At 40.7% G+C, this 20,708-nt stretch carries 20 protein-coding genes; 13 read left to right on the top strand and 7 right to left on the bottom strand.

Annotated elements, in window-relative coordinates:
* Positions 1-45 precede the first annotated feature (45 nt).
* Together ymdB and On2M_RS13000 are read left to right on the top strand one after the other, a co-directional pair.
* Positions 46-588, top strand: coding sequence for an O-acetyl-ADP-ribose deacetylase (ymdB, locus tag On2M_RS12995; RefSeq protein ID WP_151219663.1), 543 nt, complete (start codon positions 46-48; stop codon positions 586-588).
* A complete protein-coding gene (locus On2M_RS13000; protein ID WP_151225222.1) occupies positions 572-2,011 on the top strand; it encodes a phospholipase D family protein in 1,440 nt (479 codons plus the stop codon). Before ymdB ends, On2M_RS13000 begins: the two co-directional genes overlap by 17 nt.
* Positions 2,012-2,035: 24 nt before the next feature.
* Here On2M_RS13000 and mdoC read toward each other — a convergent pair whose 3' ends face one another.
* Positions 2,036-3,196 carry a glucans biosynthesis protein MdoC gene (gene mdoC / locus On2M_RS13005; protein ID WP_151219665.1) on the bottom strand — a complete coding sequence of 387 codons (1,161 nt, stop codon included), beginning with the start codon at positions 3,194-3,196 and terminating at the stop codon, positions 2,036-2,038.
* Between the two features lie 271 nt (positions 3,197-3,467).
* Here mdoC and mdoG point away from each other — a divergent pair, with 271 nt between their 5' ends.
* From mdoG to On2M_RS13020, 3 genes are all read left to right on the top strand, one after another.
* The gene (gene mdoG / locus On2M_RS13010) at positions 3,468-5,003 is read left to right on the top strand and encodes a glucans biosynthesis protein MdoG (RefSeq protein WP_151219666.1); all 1,536 of its coding nucleotides are present in this window, start codon (positions 3,468-3,470) and stop codon (positions 5,001-5,003) included.
* Positions 4,996-7,524 (top strand): glucans biosynthesis glucosyltransferase MdoH, encoded by a 2,529-nt coding sequence (gene mdoH / locus On2M_RS13015; RefSeq protein ID WP_210904936.1) that lies wholly within the window; start codon positions 4,996-4,998, stop codon positions 7,522-7,524. Before mdoG ends, mdoH begins: the two co-directional genes overlap by 8 nt.
* A 75-nt stretch (positions 7,525-7,599) precedes the next feature.
* On the top strand, positions 7,600-7,827 hold the full coding sequence (locus On2M_RS13020; protein ID WP_087052693.1) for a YceK/YidQ family lipoprotein: 228 nt from the start codon (positions 7,600-7,602) through the stop codon (positions 7,825-7,827).
* Here On2M_RS13020 and On2M_RS13025 read toward each other — a convergent pair whose 3' ends face one another.
* Complete coding sequence (locus On2M_RS13025; protein WP_210905246.1) at positions 7,828-8,205, bottom strand: MysB family protein; 378 nt, start codon at positions 8,203-8,205, stop codon at positions 7,828-7,830. It lies immediately after the preceding gene.
* 42 nt (positions 8,206-8,247) lie between these two features.
* On the opposite strand from On2M_RS13025, the gene On2M_RS13030 reads away from it, so the two are divergent.
* From On2M_RS13030 to On2M_RS13050, 5 genes are all read left to right on the top strand, one after another.
* Positions 8,248-10,068 carry a recombinase family protein gene (locus On2M_RS13030; RefSeq protein WP_210904937.1) on the top strand — a complete coding sequence of 607 codons (1,821 nt, stop codon included), beginning with the start codon at positions 8,248-8,250 and terminating at the stop codon, positions 10,066-10,068.
* A gap of 492 nt (positions 10,069-10,560) precedes the next feature.
* Positions 10,561-10,710 (top strand): hypothetical protein, encoded by a 150-nt coding sequence (locus On2M_RS13035; RefSeq protein ID WP_210904938.1) that lies wholly within the window; start codon positions 10,561-10,563, stop codon positions 10,708-10,710.
* A gap of 1 nt (position 10,711) precedes the next feature.
* Positions 10,712-11,308 (top strand): hypothetical protein, encoded by a 597-nt coding sequence (locus tag On2M_RS13040; protein ID WP_210904939.1) that lies wholly within the window; start codon positions 10,712-10,714, stop codon positions 11,306-11,308.
* Positions 11,309-11,379: 71 nt separating this feature from the next.
* Positions 11,380-11,853: a hypothetical protein gene (locus On2M_RS13045; RefSeq protein WP_210904940.1), complete on the top strand. Its 474-nt coding sequence runs from the start codon at positions 11,380-11,382 to the stop codon at positions 11,851-11,853.
* 639 nt (positions 11,854-12,492) lie between these two features.
* Positions 12,493-13,170 carry a hypothetical protein gene (locus On2M_RS13050; RefSeq protein WP_210904941.1) on the top strand — a complete coding sequence of 226 codons (678 nt, stop codon included), beginning with the start codon at positions 12,493-12,495 and terminating at the stop codon, positions 13,168-13,170.
* Positions 13,171-14,264: 1,094 nt separating this feature from the next.
* On the opposite strand, the gene On2M_RS13055 is transcribed toward On2M_RS13050, so the two are convergent.
* Positions 14,265-15,017 (bottom strand): hypothetical protein, encoded by a 753-nt coding sequence (locus On2M_RS13055; RefSeq protein ID WP_210904942.1) that lies wholly within the window; start codon positions 15,015-15,017, stop codon positions 14,265-14,267.
* On the bottom strand, positions 15,001-15,684 hold the full coding sequence (locus tag On2M_RS13060; protein WP_210904943.1) for a hypothetical protein: 684 nt from the start codon (positions 15,682-15,684) through the stop codon (positions 15,001-15,003). The genes On2M_RS13055 and On2M_RS13060 overlap by 17 nt, the downstream gene beginning before the upstream one ends.
* 174 nt (positions 15,685-15,858) lie before the next feature.
* Between On2M_RS13060 and On2M_RS13065 the strand changes: the two genes are divergently transcribed.
* Positions 15,859-16,170: a hypothetical protein gene (locus On2M_RS13065; RefSeq protein ID WP_103847890.1), complete on the top strand. Its 312-nt coding sequence runs from the start codon at positions 15,859-15,861 to the stop codon at positions 16,168-16,170.
* Between the two features lie 717 nt (positions 16,171-16,887).
* On the opposite strand, the gene On2M_RS13070 is transcribed toward On2M_RS13065, so the two are convergent.
* Positions 16,888-17,448 (bottom strand): hypothetical protein, encoded by a 561-nt coding sequence (locus tag On2M_RS13070; RefSeq protein WP_210904944.1) that lies wholly within the window; start codon positions 17,446-17,448, stop codon positions 16,888-16,890.
* 31 nt (positions 17,449-17,479) lie between these two features.
* On the opposite strand from On2M_RS13070, the gene On2M_RS13075 reads away from it, so the two are divergent.
* On the top strand, positions 17,480-18,034 hold the full coding sequence (locus On2M_RS13075) for a hypothetical protein (RefSeq protein WP_210904945.1): 555 nt from the start codon (positions 17,480-17,482) through the stop codon (positions 18,032-18,034).
* Positions 18,035-18,201: 167 nt separating this feature from the next.
* Here the strand turns inward: On2M_RS13075 and On2M_RS13080 are convergent, their stop codons facing one another.
* Together On2M_RS13080 and On2M_RS13085 are read right to left on the bottom strand one after the other, a co-directional pair.
* Positions 18,202-18,654 carry a hypothetical protein gene (locus On2M_RS13080; protein ID WP_210904946.1) on the bottom strand — a complete coding sequence of 151 codons (453 nt, stop codon included), beginning with the start codon at positions 18,652-18,654 and terminating at the stop codon, positions 18,202-18,204.
* A gap of 304 nt (positions 18,655-18,958) precedes the next feature.
* Positions 18,959-19,810 carry a DUF2806 domain-containing protein gene (locus On2M_RS13085; RefSeq protein WP_210904947.1) on the bottom strand — a complete coding sequence of 284 codons (852 nt, stop codon included), beginning with the start codon at positions 19,808-19,810 and terminating at the stop codon, positions 18,959-18,961.
* 45 nt (positions 19,811-19,855) lie between these two features.
* Between On2M_RS13085 and On2M_RS13090 the strand changes: the two genes are divergently transcribed.
* Positions 19,856-20,584, top strand: a complete 729-nt coding sequence (locus On2M_RS13090; protein ID WP_210904948.1) for a methyltransferase — start codon at positions 19,856-19,858, stop codon at positions 20,582-20,584.
* The last annotated feature ends 124 nt before the right edge of the window (positions 20,585-20,708 follow it).

The raw sequence follows: 20,708 nt of genomic DNA on the forward strand, positions 1-20,708 counted from the left end.
CCCTGCTGTACACTTAGCAAATAGTGTTTTGTCAGGGGGGAACTTATGCAATCACGTGTTCATGTGTTACATGGCGATATTACAACGATCGCTGTTGATGTGATTGTCAACGCAGCGAATCCATCGCTATTGGGCGGCGGTGGCGTCGATGGTGCAATCCATCGCGCTGCCGGACCTGCGTTGCTGGCGGCCTGCAAGCAGGTTATCCAGCAACAGGGTGAATGCCCAACAGGTCATGCGGTGATCACCCTGGCGGGAAATTTGCCCGCCAAAGCGGTGATCCACACAGTGGGGCCCGTCTGGCAGGGCGGCGATCATCATGAAGCTGAACGCCTCGAAGAGGCTTACTTGAATAGCTTGCAACTAGCCTTAGCCAATGGCTATCAGTCCATTGCTTTTCCGGCAATCAGCACCGGGGCTTATGGTTATCCCCGCGCGGCGGCAGCAGAAATAGCGGTAAATACGGTGCTGAAATTTATTACCCGCCGCGCACTGCCCGATCAAATCTTCTTCGTGTGTTTTGATGAAGAAAGCGCCCAACTTTACAAGAGATTGCTGACCCAGCAAGACGATGCTAACACGGACTGATATGACGCGACTTGAGCGTGCCATCACGCCACTTTGTGAAAACCACCCGGGAGAATGCGGCATTCTTGCGCTGGATGACAGCCTCGATGCGTTTGCTGCTCGTTATCGGTTAACGGAAATGGCAGAGCGTACTCTGGATGTGCAGTATTACATCTGGGAAAGCGACATGTCCGGGCTATTGCTCTTTTCCGTGCTGCTGGCTGCGGCGAAGCGTGGCGTACGTGTGCGTTTGCTGCTGGATGATAATAATACGCCAGGGCTGGATGACACGCTGCGCCTGCTGGATAGCCACCCGAATATAGAAGTTCGCCTGTTTAACCCTTTTTCGTTTCGCATTCTGCGTGCCCTCGGCTATTTAACTGACTTTGCCCGACTTAATCGGCGTATGCACAATAAAAGTTATACCGCTGATGGCGTGGTGACCCTCGTGGGTGGGCGTAATATTGGCGATGCCTATTTTGGCGCGGGAAAACAACCGCTGTTTTCGGATCTGGACGTCATGGCTATTGGGCCGGTGGTTAAAGATGTCGCCGATGATTTTGAGCGTTACTGGCATTGCCGCTCGGTTTCAACGTTAAAAAATGTGCTTGAGATGTCTGAGCCTGATTCTGTGCGCCATATTGAGCTGCCCGAATCCTGGTATAACGATGATATTACCCGTCGTTATCAGCATAAGCTGGAAACCAGCCAGTTTATGACCCATCTTGATCAACGGTCGCTGCCGCTGGTTTGGGCAAAAACGCGTTTGCTGAGTGATGATCCTGCAAAAGGAGAAGGGAAAGCACCGCGTCACTCGCTGTTACCACAGCGTTTGTTTGACGTGATGGGTTCGCCGACCGAACGTATTGATATCATTTCAGCCTACTTTGTGCCGACTCGCGCCGGTGTAGCGCAGCTCCTGAAACTGGTAAGAAAAGGCGTCAAGATCGCCATTTTAACCAATTCACTGGCGGCGAATGATGTGGCAATCGTTCATGCTGGCTATGCACGCTGGAGAAAAAAACTGCTGCGCTACGGCGTGGAATTATACGAACTCAAACCGAACCTTGATCGCGTCCCGGTCGTTCACGATCGTGGGTTAACCGGTAATTCAGGTTCCAGCCTGCATGCGAAAACCTTCAGCATTGACGATCGCAAAGTGTTTATTGGCTCGCTTAATTTTGATCCCCGTTCAACACTGCTTAATACGGAAATGGGATTTGTGATTGAAAGTGAAGTGCTGGCAGAGTTGATTCATAAGCGGTTTATGCAAAGCCAGCGAGATATGGCCTGGCAACTACGCCTCGACCGTTGGGGAAGAATTAATTGGGTCGACCGACTTTCTGGCAGTGAACAGGTACTGAAAAAAGAACCCGCCACAGGATTCTGGAAGCGGGTGCTGGTCAAGCTGGCGTCAGTGTTACCCATTGAGTGGTTGCTCTGAATCACTCAATGGTTGAAAGAAAAACTAACGGGCTACGGCCTTGTTTTTATCCTGCTTAACGGGGGGTTTACCCGAAAAGAGAAACTTCAGCACCGGTATGCGTAAATGGATTTCGTACAGTATTACCGCAATCCCGACCACAAACAGTAGACCACAGAGAAAACCCAGCAGATTCGACGAGATATGCGGAGTAATGTAAGCGCCAAAAAACAGTGTTAACGGATGATGCACCAGATAGATAAACAGGGATGCGTTGACAAAATAGGTCACGCGGGCTGACTGGAAATTCAGTAAGCGGTGACCAAGTGAAAAGACGACGTTCACCATCCACAAGCCCATGACCATGGTAATGACATATTCAGATTCATACATCCAGGCATCACCGTTACCATAGCGCTGATTGAGCAGATAGGCGACAAATGCGCATGCGGCTCCCAGCGTGCAACCGCGCGACGGTGTGGTAAACAGCGCTTTCAAATTAGGATTGATAAACGCCAGCGCGCCGAGCATAAAGAAAGGCACATAGAACAGCGTTTGCATAACGACAAAATTGAACATACCGTCGCTGAGAATCGAAGGATAAAAGATGAAAATAGTCCTTCTGACGGCGGCATAACCGATACCAAGCACTGCAAAAATCAACGTTAATTTTGTCATCGACACCGAAGGCGAACTGCCGATGTCGCTTTGCGTTAATCTGTTTTTCATCTGGGTGAACATCCACATGCTTACGGTCGTTAACACCACCAGAACCAGTAAAAACCACAGATGGGAAATCAGCTCCCAGGCCAGCGCATTGTATTTCTCGTAGCTGCTGAGAGTATGCCAGCTGTCTGCTTTTCCTTTCACGTACTGCAGCATGATAAATTGCGGTAGCGTAAGCAATGGAATCGCAGTTAGCATCGGGATCCCCACGCGTTCCACACGTACTTTCCACCAGCGCTTTAACGGATAGCGTAGAAATAGCATGTAGGAAAAATAACCCGAAATGACAAAGAAGACTTGCATGCGAAAAGCATGGATAAAGTCATTAAACAAGGTCAACCACCACGATGGTTCTGCGCTGTTCACATGCCAGGTGTGGGTGGAGTAGATCAATGAAATATGGAACGGGATCCCTAACAACATTAGCCAGGCACGGATGGAGTCAAGAAAATATTCGCGTGGTGGTGATACAGAGCTCATAGACAGTTATGTATTCTCAGACTTTTCGTCTTATCCCTAAGACGAATAATGGTTACATTCGAAGGCAACCCTACACGAAGTCTAACAACCTGTCTCCAGGATAAGCACGCAAAGTGAAAACAGGCAGACGAACCTGCTTAAACCATAAGCCAGCGCGCGAACAATACAGGGATTCAGTTGTCGGAATACCCGATTATCCATTAAAATGGATCGGATCAATATAAGCACACAAAGGGGGAAGTGCTTACTAATTATGAAACATAAACTACAAATGATGAAAATGCGTTGGTTGGGTGCAGCAGTCATGTTAACGCTGTACACATCATCGAGCTGGGCATTCAGCATTGATGATGTTGCAAAACAAGCTCAATCCTTAGCCGATAAAGGCTATGAGGCGCCAAAAAGTAACTTGCCCTCCGTTTTCCGCGACATGAAATATGCGGATTATCAGCAGATCCAGTTTAATCATGATAAAGCCTACTGGAGCAATCTTAAGACCCCATTTAAGCTCGAGTTCTACCACCAGGGTATGTACTTCGACACGCCGGTCAAAATCAACGAAGTGACCGCTACTGCGGTGAAAAGAATCAAATACAGCCCAGATTACTTTAATTTCGGCGATGTTCAGCATGATAAAGACACGGTAAAAGATCTCGGTTTCGCCGGGTTCAAAGTGCTGTATCCGATCAACAGCAAAGATAAAAACGACGAAATCGTCAGTATGCTCGGTGCCAGCTATTTCCGTGTTCTGGGTGCAGGCCAGGTCTACGGCCTTTCTGCGCGCGGTCTCGCGATAGATACCGCTCTGCCTTCTGGTGAAGAATTTCCCCGCTTTCGTGAGTTTTGGATCGAGCGTCCGAAACCAACTGATAAACGTTTAACCATTTATGCCTTACTGGATTCTCCGCGTGCAACCGGAGCGTATCGCTTTGTCATCATTCCTGGTCGTGACACGGTAGTCGATGTTCAGTCCAAGGTCTATCTGCGCGACAAAGTGGGCAAACTTGGCGTTGCACCGTTAACCAGTATGTTCCTGTACGGTCCAAACCAGCCTTCTCCGACGACTAACTATCGTCCAGAACTGCATGACTCTAACGGTTTGTCCATCCACGCTGGCAACGGCGAATGGATTTGGCGTCCGCTGAATAACCCGAAACATCTCGCGGTGAGCAGCTTTGCTATGGAAAATCCGCAAGGTTTCGGTCTGTTGCAGCGTGGCCGTCAGTTCTCGCGTTTTGAAGACATCGACGATCGCTACGATCTGCGCCCAAGCGCCTGGATCACGCCAAAAGGCGATTGGGGCAAAGGTAAGATTGAGTTAGTTGAAATTCCAACTAACGATGAAACGAACGATAACATCGTTGCGTACTGGACGCCGGATCAACTGCCTGAAGCCGGTAAAGAAATGAACTTTAAATATACCCTGACGTTCACGCGCGATGAAGACAAGCTTCATGCGCCTGATAATGCCTGGGTACAACAGACCCGTCGTTCTACCGGTGATGTTAAACAGTCCAACCTGATTCGTCAGCCTGACGGTACCATCGCGTTTGTGGTGGACTTTACTGGCACCGATATGAAAAAGCTGCCGCAGGATACGCCTGTTACCGCACAAACCAGTATTGGCGACAACGGTGAAATCGTTGAAAACACCGTGCGCTACAATCCGGTCACTAAAGGTTGGCGTTTGGTATTGCGCGTGAAAGTGAAAGATGTGAAGAAAACCACTGAAATGCGTGCTGCCCTGGTCAATGCCGATCAGACGCTGAGTGAAACCTGGAGCTACCAGTTACCTGCCAATGAATAAGACAACTGAGTATATTGATGCAATGCCGCTTTCGGATATCGAAAAAGCGGCACTGCCGAAAACTGACATCCGCGCCGTTCATCAGGCGCTGGATGCTGAGCATCGTACGTACTCGCGCGAAGATGATTCACCGCAGGGTTCTGTAAAAGCTCGCCTTGAGCAAGCATGGCCGGATTCTTTGGCTAAAGATCAGTTGATTAAGGACGATGAAGGGCGCGATCAGCTACAGGCGATGCCAAAAGCAACGCGCACCTCTATGTTCCCCGATCCCTGGCGTACCAACCCGGTCGGCCGTTTTTGGGATCGTCTGCGAGGGCGTGATGTGACGCCGCGTTATCTTTCTCGTTTGACGAAAGAAGAACAAGTGAGCGAGCAAAAATGGCGTACCGTTGGCACCATTCGTCGCTATACGCTGTTGATCTTAACACTAGCGCAAACGGTCGTCGCAACCTGGTATATGAAGACAATCCTTCCGTACCAGGGGTGGGCATTCATTAATCCTGCAGACATGATGGGGCAGGATTTGTGGGTCTCCTTTATGCAACTGCTGCCTTACATGCTCCAGACCGGCATCCTTATTTTGTTTGCCGTGCTTTTCTGTTGGGTATCAGCGGGGTTCTGGACCGCGCTGATGGGCTTCCTGCAACTGCTGATTGGACGAGATAAGTACAGTATCTCTGCCTCAACGGTAGGGGATGAACCGCTGAATCCTGAACACCGTACCGCGTTGATTATGCCTATCTGTAACGAGGACGTTGACCGCGTTTTCGCGGGACTTCGTGCCACGTGGGAGTCGGTCAAAGCAACGGGCAATGCTGAGCATTTCGATGTTTACATCCTGAGCGACAGCTACAACCCCGATATCTGCGTAGCAGAACAAAAAGCGTGGATGGAGCTGATTGCCGAAGTGCAGGGCGAGGGGCAAATTTTCTACCGTCGTCGTCGTCGTCGCGTGAAGCGTAAAAGCGGCAACATTGATGACTTCTGCCGTCGCTGGGGAAATCAGTACAGCTACATGGTAGTGCTGGACGCGGACTCCGTAATGAGCGGTGACTGTCTGAGCGGACTGGTACGCCTGATGGAAGCCAATCCGAATGCCGGGATTATCCAGTCTTCACCGAAGGCTTCCGGTATGGATACGCTGTATGCGCGCTGCCAGCAGTTTGCGACCCGTGTGTATGGGCCGCTGTTCACTGCCGGACTTCACTTCTGGCAGTTAGGCGAATCACACTACTGGGGCCACAACGCAATTATCCGCGTGAAGCCGTTTATCGAGCACTGTGCGCTTGCGCCGTTACCGGGCGAAGGCTCGTTTGCGGGCTCGATCCTCTCCCATGACTTCGTGGAAGCGGCGTTGATGCGGCGTGCCGGCTGGGGCGTGTGGATTGCTTACGATCTGCCGGGCTCTTATGAAGAGCTGCCACCGAACCTGCTGGATGAACTCAAGCGTGACCGACGCTGGTGCCACGGCAACCTGATGAACTTCCGTCTGTTCCTGGTTAAGGGGATGCACCCGGTTCACCGCGCGGTATTCCTGACCGGCGTTATGTCCTATCTGTCCGCGCCGCTCTGGTTTATGTTCCTCGCGCTGTCTACGGCATTACAGGTGGTTCACGCGTTAACGGAACCGCAGTACTTCCTGCAACCACGCCAGTTGTTCCCGGTATGGCCGCAGTGGCGTCCTGAACTGGCGATCGCACTGTTTGCTTCGACGATGGTGCTGCTGTTCCTGCCGAAGCTGCTGAGTATTTTGCTCATCTGGTGTAAAGGGACGAAAGAGTACGGTGGGTTCATCCGCGTTACGCTGTCGCTGCTGCTGGAGGTTCTGTTCTCCGTGCTGCTGGCACCGGTGCGTATGCTGTTCCATACCGTCTTCGTCGTGAGCGCTTTCCTCGGATGGGAAGTCGTGTGGAATTCCCCGCAGCGTGATGACGATTCCACCCCGTGGGGGGAAGCGTTTATGCGTCACGGCTCTCAGTTACTACTGGGGCTGGTGTGGGCTGTGGGTATGGCCTGGCTGGATCTGCGTTTCCTGTTCTGGTTGGCACCGATCGTTTTCTCGCTGATCCTGTCGCCGTTTGTTTCCGTGATTTCCAGTCGTTCCACGGTTGGGTTACGTACCAAGCGCTGGAAGCTGTTCCTGATCCCGGAAGAATATTCTCCGCCGCAGGTGTTGGTAGATACAGATACCTACCTGGTGATGAACCGCAATCGTACGCTGAACGACGGCTTTATGCATGCGGTGTTTAACCCGTCGTTTAACGCTCTGGCAACGGCAATGGCGACTGCGCGTCACCGTGCCAGCAACGTGCTTGAGATAGCCCGCGACCGTCATGTGGAGCAGGCGCTGAACGAAACGCCGGAGAAACTGAACCGTGACCGCCGCCTGGTCTTGTTGAGCGATCCAGTAACGATGGCGCGATTACATTACCGCGTCTGGAATTCACCTGATAAGTATTCTTCTTGGGTGAATTACTATCAGGGGCTGACTCTGAACCCGCTGGCGCTCAGGAAAGAATAAGCGTTCTATGACGTGAAAATACCGGCCTGGTGCCGGTATTTTTTTATACTGAATAAAAGAGTCGGGAGGTATCAGGTGCGAATATTAGCAGTGGGGATCATGGTGTTCTTCCTGAGCGGATGCGGCAGTATTATTAGCCGAACCATCCCAGGACAAGGGCACGGAAACCAATACTATCCGGGCGTGCAATGGGATGTCCGCGACTCCGCATGGCGTTACGTCACCATTCTCGACCTGCCTTTTTCGCTGGTGTTTGATACGTTGCTGCTACCGCTCGATATTCATCATGGACCTTACGAGTAACTATCGCTCATCCCATTCATCGGCTGCGGTTTGACCCTCTTCAGTATCAAGGGGAGGTTCCAGCTGGAATTCACCTTCATCCCATTCATGAAGGGTGTTTTCTTCCTGCCACTCCTGACGGATTTCAATCTCGTCATAGTCGCCATCAAAAACGCTCTGCGCCGCTTCACCGCTCAGCATTGGCAGACATTCGCCTTCATCACTCTCTTCGTCAGCAAAAAATTCCGCCTGCCACATGATGTCCCCATCCTGTAGCACGTATTTTTGTACGTTTAACTGCCCGACACTGGCTTCGTCAGGTTCAAGATCGGGGTTATCTGCCAAAAATTGTTCACGAGCGGCATCAATGGCTTCTTCCAGCGTAGCATAAAAATACATGTTATTCTCTGCCATAAGTTTCTCCAAAAGTGAACAAAAAAAATGGTGATGATTCAATCTATAGACCTCGATTCGAAGAGCGTCAAACCGTTAGTACAGGTAACTATCTATTGCAGGGTATCAAGTCTGATTCAAATCGATGGTTATGGTTTGCAGAGACAACAAGATGCGATAAGGGCGTATCTTGAAGATTTTGATGTTCCGAAGGAGCTAGGCTATGAAATTGACCGTGATAACTATGTGCTTCTTGAGGACGCGGGGAAGTCTGCCTACCACGGTTATCACTTTTCGAAGGGACAGTTAGGGCAGTTCCGACAGAAAGTTCTTGATGGAGAGATTACTATTGGACTTTTTATTATAGAAAACGTAGATCGCTTTTGCAGAATGGAAGAATATCTCGCTATTCAAGAGTTTACTAATCTCATTAATAATGGCATAGATATATTAGAAGTTGATACAGGTGAAATCTTCAGTCGAAAAGTTAGGAAATCACTTAATAAATTAACGGTATCTATAGAACGAGCATATGCCGAATCTGACCGTAAAAGCAAGATTAGTAAGAGATCTTGGAAAAACCGCAAGCGTAAATCCTTAGAAGAAGGCATCGCTATTAATAATAATACACCGGATTGGTTATCACTTAGTGAAGATAAGCAAAGTTATATAGTTAATAAAGAACGTGTTAAAATATTGAACGAAATATTTAAGATGTATGCAGAAGGATTTGGCGGTACAGCAATAGTTAATAAACTCAATAAAGAAAAACGGTACTATAACAAAACGTCCTGGAGCACTAATAAATTCTATCACCTGTTACGAAATCGGCGATTGATCGGATTTTTAGGCGATGAGCGTCACTATCCGGCAGTGATTGATTCAGTTCTATTTGAACAAGTTCAAAGTTTGCTTAATGGAAATGTACGTAAAGGAAAGAAGGCTGGTACTATGATGCGTTCCATATTCAATGGGATTGCTAAATGTGGATTCTGTGGTAATGGAATGATATGTCAAACTATGACTTCATCAGCGTCATATTTGAGATGTATTGCCGAACGTTCAAAAACAACTAAATGTACACATGCAAAGTTAATCCGATATAAAGAAGCAGAACAGATTATACTTGAACATTTGTGTAATCTTAATTGGGATAAACTAAAAAAAGGAAATAGCACTCATAGAGATGATATTGATGTACTCAAAACTCAGTTATCTATTATTACTGATAAACTTCAGAAACTAGATCTCTTGATCAAAGAAACTGAAGATGATGATGATAAAATCAGTCTGATTAATATAAAGAATAAGAATAGAAAAGAACTGACTACTATTGATGAAAAAATATCCGCACTTACTACAAACGTAGAAGTTCCAGATTTAGAAGTACTTACATCATTAAATGAAATACAAGATCTTGCTAATGTTGAACTTCGTCAAAAGGTTTATTCATTGCTATCAAAAACAGTAAGCAGTATTGAATGTACCAGAACCGATACACCAGATCCATTTTATACATTTACTATTAACTATATTGGTGCAAGCGAGAAACATCTGTTAATAGTAGAGTTAAAAAACAACTGTAAAGTAACACGGTTTGTAGAAAAAATTAGCGATGATACTATCACTTACTACACACCTAGTTTTGTAGTCGCTTATAGTAATAATTGGGAAAGCGGTTTACCTGAGATCAGAGGGCTACAAGATTGTAATGGTATCAATATTAAAGCAGATCTGATTGATTGTATGCATCTCTTTTCAATATTGGACAGGACAAATAGAGGTGAGGCAAAAGTTATTCGTGATTGGTTAGTAATACCAAAGGTACAGGAATTTTTCTTCCATACAAGTGCTTACGAAGACGAGTAGGATCAACTATACAGATCTAGACGGACGGTTTTTTGGTCTAGGAAGTAATAATAATTTAAGAAAAAGGGGCATAATGCCCCCTTTTTTGTTCTTTCTACTAAATATAAGTACTAAGGGAGAACTAAATGAACTGGATTAAAACAACTCTAATACTACTACTTGGTTGGTTGGTAATGATTACTGGATTAATTGAAGTACTTTATATTTGCTTCATGATCTGGCTTGCAGTGTGCATTATCTGTGAAGTAATAAAAATCTTTATGAATCAGCATGTTATAAAATAGCAATACATTTTTTGGGACAAAGTGAAAAAATGTCCTATAATATAGGTGTGAAGTGAAGAAATCCCATCCATTTCTACCCTCTTTATGAATCATTCTGATAAATAAGAGTGTAGAAAATCATAATATCTCCTCCAAGATATCCCCCATTCGTGGGGGAACTTTTTACTTGAAGAAAATCAAAAAAAGAATACTTTCAATGAGGAACCATATGAAAGAACTAAAACAACATGCAGTAAGTACTAAACTAAATGACCGCCAAGTAGAACTACTAGATAAGCTAATCACGGATGGTAAAGCCAAAACACGTGCGGCGGCAATTCAATATCTTATAAATCAAAAAATAATTCTAGGAGAATAATATGAGTACAAGAGAAATCAACGCAGCAAATAAACAATTTGAATCTTCCACATGGGAAGTACATATAAAACATTCAGAACTACTAATATGTGAAGAAGGTCAACTATTTGATACTATCGAATTCAAACTATGCAAACATTCATACAATAACAGATATGCGAAGGGCGGTTATAACTTCATTAGATTCAAGGGAAGTATGTATAACGTACATGATCTAATGGGAAGTCACTATCTACCAGTGAAACCAGATCCAACCGATGTATATGATCACTTAGATACAAATAAACGTAACAATACAAAGTCAAATATAACGATTGTACCGAAGAGTGTTAATAATGTTAGCGGTACTATCAAGAATACAAGATTGACATATGAAGAGTACATGATAGTTATGAACCATTATTCATGTGGTGAATGTAGTCAGAACGGTCTAAAGAAATATGTAAAAGGGGCATTTGGTAAAGACACTGATGATACTCTATATACTCGCTTAGTGAAGGGTGAAACTTATAAATCATTCTATGAAAGATTGAGTAATGAAGAACCCGCAATCATTGAACATATTCAGGGTGTACTACGCCGCAAGGGAAGGAAATAAAAAAGCCCTTAGTACAGGAATACTAAGGGCAGTTAACTATAATATCACAACATACTATAAGGATATTTATCATGGCAGGAAAAAAACAGTTTTATGATAACACAGGTCTAAGTTCAATTTTGAAAGGTTACAAGTACATCAACCAATTCACCAATGAAGCAATAGCAATCATAGATGGGGTAATACAAAAAGAGTTTGAAGGTTCAACAAGCAGAACTAAGGTAGGTCGTAAAGAAATACTAAATCTAATTATTCAATGCCCAATATTAGGTTATGCGGAAGTAGAGCATAATATCAATACACGCCGTCAGAGCGGCGACGTGATGAAACCACCACTAAAGAAGACTCAGATATACCAATATAAAAGAATCGCTACACAGGCCGCACAGGAGCTTTTAGAGGCATATAATCATGGTGTCATGATTAAGTATGTTCTTGATGGTGATGCACGACAGCTAAACAAATGGGAAAAGGTCAAATTACGTCAAATGCTAAACGAGGGAACAAGTTTCGGTACTATCAAAAGCTACATTAACGGCTTATAACCATCTTTCCGACAGTTTGATGGGGGAATTCCTTTGTTGGAAAGATGGTAGTGAAACTAGCCATTTTTAGTACAAGTAATGACCAAAAATGACTGTTTTTGCACGTTTTAGGGGGGGGAAAGGGCATCTTTCCGACTTAATATAATAATCTTATCCATTTGTTGGAAAGATGAATAACATAATATTCCATACGTCATATTATGTTATTCAGGGGTAATAGCTCGTCGCTTTGCTTCCTCACTATTACCCCTTAAAAACAAAATAAGAGTATAACTTGCGTTTTTCTCGTGAGTACTCGAAAGAACGCCCGTTCCTACTCGCTTTCGCTCAGACAAGAAAAGTACAAACAAATAATTGATTGGAAGTACCAACTACTAAGAATTACTACTCAATAGATTATTCAAAGTCTTTTGAAGTCGCCACGCAGCCCCGCGAAGTGGGAACGAGTCGCCCCCCCCGCCACTGGGAGAAACTAAAGTAATCACTATTGATTCTTATGTACCTCATGCGAAATTTTAATATGTACTATAAAAGGAGAGCCGGAAGGGAAAGACCAATAACCTATTGAACTATTACCATTCTTTATCTGGTATGATAAGATTTTGACTTTAGTACTACACACATATGGAATAGTAACGCATGAAAAATAATATACCTCTAATTGTTTTAGGTGCCACAATATTATCTGGCTGTGCTCCGGGTAGTGTTGCTCCAAAAGTCACAACTCAAGAATATGTGGAACCAATGGTTGGTACAACTAACAAAGCATACATGGGTGATCACATTATAAGGTCAGCTACTGGGTATAAAACTGAATTACTTAAACTTGGTAACGCGTCAGGGTCACTATCAGAAATTAAAGAAGGGACATATTGCCATACCGGAAACAATGTTTATGCAAATCCGATTGATAAGAATTCTATTGGACTTAAAAACTTATATGGCGTAGTTGTTAACTCAGTAAACTATGTAACATATGATAAAGCGAAAAATACAATATCACCACCTAATGGTACAACATACAATTCGAGTGAAATCTCAATACAATATGTACCAAATGGGTTATGTATGGTTAGTGATTCATTTGTAAAGACGATAGAGTATAATGGAAAGTCAGGGAACACATTAAAATTCACATATCGTGAATTCTCTAATAATATGGCGAGATCTGCATATACAACAGACTTTACTTTTGACCTTTCTGAAGGAACAAAAGTTGTCGCATATAAAGGTGCTAAAATTAGAATTAACGAGGCAAATAATTCTCTTATCGACTATACAATTGTAAGTGGATTCGATTCAAGAAAAGAATTTTAAGTGTAAATTATTTGTTCCCCTTTGTTGGTTAAGGGGAACAAATTGTTTGAGTATCATATGTTGTTAATATAGCGTATTAGTATGGAATTAAAAATAATCTAGAGTTAATTGCATAGAGATATATTAGATGCGAAATAGCACATACAAACTAGAAAGTAACATATCGATAATAACATTGATCACATTTCTGTCATATGCGACATATGTATTTTATAAACTCGGCAACTCTGTTTATTATGGATATCCAATAAGTTTAATATGGATAGATTTAAATTCATTAGTATTAACCCTTATGCAGAATGCAATTATTATAATTGCAGTTTTTTTGTTGTTAAGAAATGCATATAGAAGTTCGAATACTTTATTTCATAATATTAATATAATTAGTGCTGGAATGATGGCACCTATGCTAATATTGGGTGACATATTATTAGAATGGAAATTCTTTATCATAAACCTGATTTTATTTGTATCAATATTCTTACTAAACAGTTGTATTAAAAAAATATTCCAGGAAAAATCTAAATCATTTTTTTCGAAATGGGCAGCATGGACTTTAATAACTTATTTCTTCTTGGCTTTCTATATAGGTAATTATACACCAAATATTTTCAACCACATATATACAGGTGAAGATGAAATAATAATTAGTACAAATGGAAGTGAGGCACTATTGCTTTCCTGTGATAGTGAAGGCAATAAAATAATAAAAATAAAATCTATCTTAGATATGAAGATACATAGTAAAAGCAACGATATCCTAGTCAGGAATTGGTTTGTATCTGAATGTTTACATTATGATACCATTCGTAGTTCGTATTTATGAAACCAGAAGGTAAAGATATAGTAATATAACGGATGATGTGAGTATAAAAACGGATAAAGTTACTATAAACATATTAGTACGGTATTTGGTGATGATAAATATGGACGCTCAAGCAATGGTTATAGATTATCTTGTGGGTAAAATAGGTACGTCTCAGAATTACTGGCATCATATGACAACAACAATCAACACATCACAGTAGGCCATCTTTGAATTAGATAATCAGGTGAATGCCAGAGGTGGATAAAATCATGTAATAGGGTATGAATTAATTTCCCTTTAAGGTAATAAATTGATCAATTGGATAATTATTATCATATATCTCTTTAATGAAATTTGAGAGTTGATTGTGAAATGAAATGGCTTTTAATTGAATAGCTAGAAGCTCGCTACTGGTTTGATTTCTAAAACTTTCATCGGCTGCTATCAATGAAGGAACATCAGAACTAGCTATAAAAAATTCAATACTCAAATCATTATATTTTTCAGTATATGATTGGATGTTAGTGATTATGCTATTCGTGTAATCACTCATAACGTAATTAGTTCTATTAATTGACTTTAAAGCATTAGTTACAGAGTATGAGATAATGAATAAATCAGAAACAAGGGCATCTGTTTCCTTCATAAAATCATCAAATGAGTTTTGTGGTATTGTCTCATTTTTTAAATGATTACGGTATTTTTTTGAAAAAGTTACTAAATGATTTTTTAAAATTAAGCTAGCAGAACGTACCTTAATGAGATCTTGATAGATTGCTTTTTCAATAACACTATAAACAACATCATAATGTTTTTGTGATAACCATGCAGGTGCTTTTAGATATGCTAAGTAAGCAACCCATAGAGTACCTAATGTACCCGCAGCACTACACCATGCTCCTACCAAAGTTACCCATTCTAATCCCTTAGAACCGGAAAACAATATTTTTATGACGACTAAAATAGCTACAATTAATAGCGTAGCTACAATGGTAAGTAAAAGTGTATTAAATATCTTGATTTTACTTCCACTTTTCATAATTATTCTTCCTAAATTTGTAGAATCTTGTTGGCACTTTATCCGAATCTAATACATTCTTAACTGATTTATAGCACAAAATTGAAAAAATTACTAAAACTAGAAAATATGAAATTAACAAAACACAAAAAAATTGAGGATCGCTTGTACTGAATGGGGAAGTAGAAGTAATGAAGCATAAAACCCATACTATTAAAATAATATAACTTATTAAATTATTGATATCAGAAACAGAAGGGCGAAGCGGATACTTATTATCATAGAAATATACTTTATATAGATTTCCAGTAACATAAACTTCGAGTTTATCAATAATGAATTCCCAGTTACAAAGCCAATACTTACTACCAATGTTAACAAATATAAAACAAATAGAAATTAGAGAACCTACTAGGGCAGCAATAGGGGAAAAACAGAAATATTCTTTAGATGTAAATAGATAACCGAACGCAGCGGTAATGACAGTAAAAAATGCGAAAAAGTATGTTGCTCGTTTCCAGTATAATTCAATTTCGAACTTACGTATATCGTGTGCTTTCTCTAAGGCGAGATGTAGCATTTTATCTGTTCTGGAATCTTCTTTAAATGATTCAACCTTTTTCCCAAAGAATGATTCAAAGAAATCTATGTCTTCTTTCAATATTTTTACTGATATTTTCTTTCCCATTAGTAAATCCAACGTACAGATTGAGATTGCTATACTTTACCACTAAAACCCTAATAAGGTACACTATTGTTGCCCCCCCTCACATTGGGTAGGTTTGTTTGTTGGGGTGAGTGGGGGGTAGCAGGCATACTAAAAAGTGTTTGATAGTACCTTTCAACGAAAAGAGAGAAAAAAATGAAAAGGATGTTGTTTGTATTGATGTTACCAATCACTGTATTTGCAGCAAAAGTACCAGATTTTCAATGTTGGGATATAAGCAACATAGGTTCAACTACAGCAGATGATAGGTATGTAACACGCTATTTGGATAAGATGCCACCACCAGGAGGGGCATATCATTATGAAACAGCACCAAATGATGATATCTATAGAGAAGTAATAATTGTAAATGAACAACATAGCGATGGATATTATTATGGAAATGAATACATGGACAAAAAAGGTGTTATGTATATCGATATAAAATGCAAAAGGACATTGCAGTGAAACAATATTGTTCATTACCGATTTGTGTTAATTCATCAACTCTATGGTAATAATAATAAGTCTGAAAAATTTAGTATGTTATTAATGAATGAGCTAGCCGTTAGGCTGGCTTTTTTTATTTCTAAATACTCCTATACAGCACAGGAGTACACGCAATGTTAATCACCTTCCTGCACTTTCTCAATGGCACACACAGGCCATAGAAACGCCCACAAGCAACGATACCTACGGATATGAACCATCCCGTAAAGATAATCTAATAACCGCTCATATCATAACACAGGACGGTTACGGGCTAATCATTGATAACCATTCACTAACACTCAAGTATAACTACATTACATTAAACTATTCACGATATAGCATTGGTAAGTATAACTACCCAATTAATGCAATTGATTCATATAAGGGTAGTGAACATAAACATATAAAAGATTAAAAGAATTACGTGACGAAATACTAAACCACCAGACTGTGAACGGGTACAAAATACAATACCGCCTTAGTGTGATAGTACTTTCATTTATACAATATGGTGCATAAATAATACGTAAGTGGCGTGCCACCACCTATACCCCTAAATAGAGCAAAACAAATATATCATTGTTTTATATGGTCTTTTTCAAAAGGTGCTCCCCCATACCCCATAAGAGGCGAGTTTTCGCCCACGCATTAATTTACATATATATGAAAAATAAATGCATACCCGCACCGCACTTAACAAAGTACTACCCCAATTTCATTATTGGTACAATTACAGTTGTGATTGGCGGGGCAGGGGCAAATCTTGAATACAGCATAAGATCCTTTTAGTATTTCAGTAACATATGTATCCATGTTATCGATCTCTTTTGGCTTACAATTCAAATGGAAACCAACAAAAAAAGAATTGCGGATTTTATATTCACAGTCAATGATGGATTGTATTTTTAACTTATCGTGTTCTAAACCTCTCTTCAGTGCTGCGATACTCTTAGTACATTTAAATTCAATAAATATAAAACCATCGTTAAGTGATTTGTTTTGACAAAGAATAATGTCTACTTTTGAAAGCCTATTCTGTGGGAATAAAAATGGGTCAAGATAAGCAGTCACTTCCCGCTTTACTTGAAATCTTTTGGCTGCAATAAATTGTTCAAATTCTATTTGAAGCCATTTTTCCCAATCATTAATTCTATTATCAACAATGTAATGTAATCTTTTTCTTATGTCTTTATTTTTAAGGAAGCTATTTAATAAATTAATAACAAGCTCAAAATCCATTTTACGGTCGTGCATTATTAACTCTCAATAAATAAAAGGATGATAAATGAAAACATCAATTAGAACTTTAGCAAAACAATATGGATATGATGAATCAACTGTGCGTTCTTGGGTATTAAAAGGAATGCCAATGGATACGGATTATAACACAAGAAAGTGGATTGTGGAGAATATTTTAAAACCACTCCGTAATACTAACATCAAAGAACAGATTGAACAGGAACGATTACAAAAGCTAACTACCGAAAGACAATTAGCAGAATTGGAATTACAGGAAAAGTTAGAGCATGTTTTGAATACAGAATACGTGGAACAAGTACTAACCGCATATCTATATCAAATAAAAACTACTATTCGAAGTATCCCCAATAAGATTTATCTAGAACTATTTGCAATGACTGACGCGAAAGATTTACGCGACCGATTAAAGGAAGTAATAGACACGCATCTTTATCAATTGGGTGAAATGGAATTTGAATTACCAGAGGATGAAGAAATATTAGATGAACAAGAACAAGAACAAGAACAAGAAGAAACTAACGACATTACTACAGAAAGTACTACCGACGATCAAACCCCCGAAGATACAGAAAACAAGTAGCTGAAAGGCGTATAAGTGATATTGAAAGTAAACTTTTAGTATTAGAAACTAAAACAGAAAACAACGAATCTGATATTGATGAATTGTACGATTTAGTACGAGAACTTTCAAAAATAAAAAGAGATATTTCTGAAATTAAAGGAATGTTAAAATCTAAATGAAGCCCCTTATGGGGCTTTATCTATTCTTGTGGTTATAACTATTTGGCTATTTGTTTCTCTAAACGTAGAGGTGCTTTTTATATTTGACATGTACCGAGTTGTTTTATTTTTAAAAGTTTTATAATCCCAAATGATGAATGCTATTCCTAAAATAATTACTAAGGAATATATTAATGTATCGGGGAGTTTAAACTTATCATTTACATAAAATGATGTTATGGATGCACTGATAGCTACAGCAACACTAAACACACCAATAAGATCGATTTCCCTTTCTAGAAAATGGTTTATCTTTGTTTTCACGCAATAAGTAGCCGCAATAAATGTCAAGATCAAAGATTGTGTACTAACCCAAAGTGAATATTCAGTATCTGGGCATAGATAAATCAATGCAATATTAGTGGCTATAGATAATAATGTAATGACTATAACTACTGCTAATAGTTTGATGGTTTTCATTAATAATTCCCTAACTACCTGTGCATATATTATATAAGGGTATTTTATGCCAAAAGTAGCTAAAAAGAAATCTACTAATCATAATAGGTCGATGAAGTCAGTGCGTTCTTGTGAATAGATAACATATGTTGATAAAGAGGTTATAGTGGGATGTTACAGGAATTTTATCATTAGCTTGATTGCTGGATATTTTATTAGTACTTGATGCATTTTAGATTAGTGGCAATACAGGCTCCATTAGAGCAATTCTTGCAGGTGTTTTTAATTATGGTTAGTCGAACTCAGGCCGGTAACCCGGCCTTTTTTACATAGTAAGTATTGATAGCTTTACCTGGCTTCCTTCAACATTTGTTTTGTTGAGGAATTTATGTACATACGCAATATCAGGAGTGGAACCGCAAATTTTCATCAACTCTTGACCGATAGGCGTAAGTAAAGCCGTTCCTATTTGTAGATTCCAGGTTGATGAATCATCGCTTTGAAATTCAACTAAAAATGCCATTCCGTAATAACCGATACGACCTTTTTTATTACCGAAGGTTAAACTGTAACCAATGCCTTGTTGAATAACTCCTAAAGAGTCTAAAACAGAAAGTTCATTGAAGGTTATACCTTCAGTGTTTCCATTCTCATCGGTCAATAAAATTGGAGTGAGGTTACTTGCCTGCCAAACAAACGTGCCAAAATAAGTAATAAGGTTCGCTTCTTCTTTGCTTAAAGTTGACAATAGTTTTAAGGTTCTACGACTAAACGAACCTTTTGACTTTGCTTCTTCGGATAAAATTCTTCCCCAAAGCATTTGCATTTGTTCGTCATTAATATCTTCACACTCTCTGAAGAAAGCCTCTATCCAATCTTCGTCAATATCAGAAACATTATCAGTCTCAGATAGGCTTTGTGCTGCTTGCATTGTAATATTTTCAATGTTTTCCTGTCGTTTAGTTTCACGTTTGAGAAAACGCTCAACTGCCCGTTTTTCTATTCCCTCAAGCTCTAACTTTGAAATTAGCTCTGTGCGTTTAGCTTCAGCTTCAGCCTTCGCTTTTTTCCTGATTCTTGTAGGTTCATAAAGCACACCAATAGCATCACTGACTTTTTCAATAAGTTTTGTTCCAGGTTCTGATAATCCTGACAAACTTAAATCGATAAGGCTCATCGAGTTCCCCTAAATACCCGTACAACAACTGTACAAGGGTATTTTATGGCAAGAGTAACTAAAAAGGAATCACAACTACGTTTAAAAGTTATGGAGTTAGTACATTCAGATAGGCAACTAACAGAAGATGATAAAGAGTTTATTTTTAATAACTACAGGGGGGATGGTATCGGGGCTACTGGTGCTTTCTTCACGCCCGAAATGCTAGCATGGGACTTTATGCTAGACGCTGGCTGTAGTGATGACTGCATTGAACTATGTGCCGGTATCGGGCGACTTAGCTACTATCAATTCATACGTAATAAACCTTCACACTTCACATGTGTTGAACTGAATCCTAAATACGTACTTATTGGTAAACGTGTACTACCACAAGCCGAATGGATCACTGGTGATGCACTACAATACACACCAGACCGTTTCTACCGTGTTGCTTATGGTAGTCCCCCATTCGGCAAGATAAACACGTCAGGGGCGTATACAGGCCGTTATACGGGTAGTGAATTTGAGTTCAAGATAATTGATAGGGCAAGGGAGTATTCCAGCTATGGGGTATGGATTGTTCCACAGGGTAGTGCGGGGTTTAAGTACTCAGGCCATACATACTATGACCGCTCGATACAGTCTGCTAAGTACATCAAATTTGAAAAGGATACGGGGCTAATCTTACATCCTGGTGTCGGCATCGATACATCAATATATCGTGACCAATGGAACGGTACTAAGGTAACTTGCGAATCCGTGTTAGTGGACTATGATAATAGTAATCTTTAGAATGTTCATAACTTATTGATTATTATCTATGTAAAAACATTTACAGATTCTTCCAGCGTGGCATACATGGTCATCGGAGTCTCCCTTTGATTTAATGAAGCATTCAGGTAAATAATAGTTGATT

Origin of the sequence: Citrobacter sp. On2M (assembly GCF_018035235.1) — a bacterium.
Taxonomy (GTDB): Bacteria; Pseudomonadota; Gammaproteobacteria; order Enterobacterales; family Enterobacteriaceae; genus Citrobacter; species Citrobacter meridianamericanus.